Annotated in this window: 1 protein-coding gene; it reads right to left on the minus strand. The window is 66.9% G+C overall.

The annotated features are described in order from the left end of the window. Window positions 1-1,124: condensation domain-containing protein (locus ABZ293_RS42035; protein ID WP_355189923.1), on the minus strand; the 1,124-nt coding region annotated here is incomplete at its 3' end. Between the last annotated feature and the right edge of the window lie 42 nt (window positions 1,125-1,166).

A 1,166-nucleotide genomic window follows, 5' to 3' on the forward strand; every position in this document is an offset into this window, starting at 1 on the left:
TCGATCAGCAACCGCGCCAACCGATTCGACTCCGCATCGAGCTCACCGTAGCTCCACTGCCGATCCTCGAACACCACCGCGACCGCCCCCGGATCGCGCTGCACCGTCGCCGTCAGCAGCTGCGGCAGGACCCGCCCCGGCACCTCCGGGGAACCCGAAACCGGCGTCAACTCCCGATATTCCGCGGGGGAGAGCAGGTTCAGCCGGGCCAGCGGCAGATCCGGGTCGGCGGCAATGATATTGAGCACGCGCAGGACTCGCTGCAGGGTCGCCTCGACTGTGTCGTGGTCGAACAGTTCGGGCAGGTACTTGATCGTCAGGTGCAGTCGGGTATCGATACGCGCGACCAGGCCCAGTGGATAGTGTGCGCCGTCCATACCCGTCACGTCGACGACCCGCATGCCCGCGATGTCGGTGTCGGCGGTGAGCCCGAAACGATCGACCGGGAAGGATTCGAACACTGTCATCGTGTCGAACACCGCTGCCGGCCCGGCGACTCGCTCGATTTCGGTGAGGCCGACGAACTGGTGATCGAGCAGAGCGGTCTGTTCGGCCTGGATCCGGTCGAGTAACTGTCCCAGGCTTTCGGCGGTATCGAGACGCACGCGCACCGGCAGCGTGTTGATGAACAGTCCGATCATTGATTCGATGCCGGCGAGCTGCGGGGACCGCCCGGAGACCGCGGTACCGAAGGTCACATCGTCGCGGGAAGTCAACGTGTCCAACACAATTGCCCATGCCAGCTGGATCACGGTGTTGAGGGTGACGCCACGGGATCGGGCGAGGCTCGTCAGCGCCGCGGTCTGCTTCTCGGTCAGCTCGGCGACCACATCGCGGGACTCGGTGTAACGGCGGCCGGGGTCGGCTTGTGCCACCAGGGTCGGCTCCTGGGTGCCGTCGAACGCGCGGGCCCAGGCGTCGAGCGCCGCGGCCTGGTCCTGCCCGGCGATCCAGGCCAGGAAGTCCCGGTAGGGACGGACCTCGGGCAGGATGGTGGCGTCGCCGTCGGTGGCGTAGAGCACCAGCAGTTCCTTCAGCAGCAGCGGCGTCGACCAGCCATCGAGCAGCAGGTGATGATTGGTCAACACCAGCCGGTAGTGCCCCGGCGCGGTGGTAACCAGCATCCACCGCAGCAGCGGCGCACGAGCCGGATCGAACCGGGTCGC

The organism is Nocardia sp. NPDC005998, from assembly GCF_040614395.1.
GTDB lineage: Bacteria > Actinomycetota > Actinomycetes > Mycobacteriales > Mycobacteriaceae > Nocardia.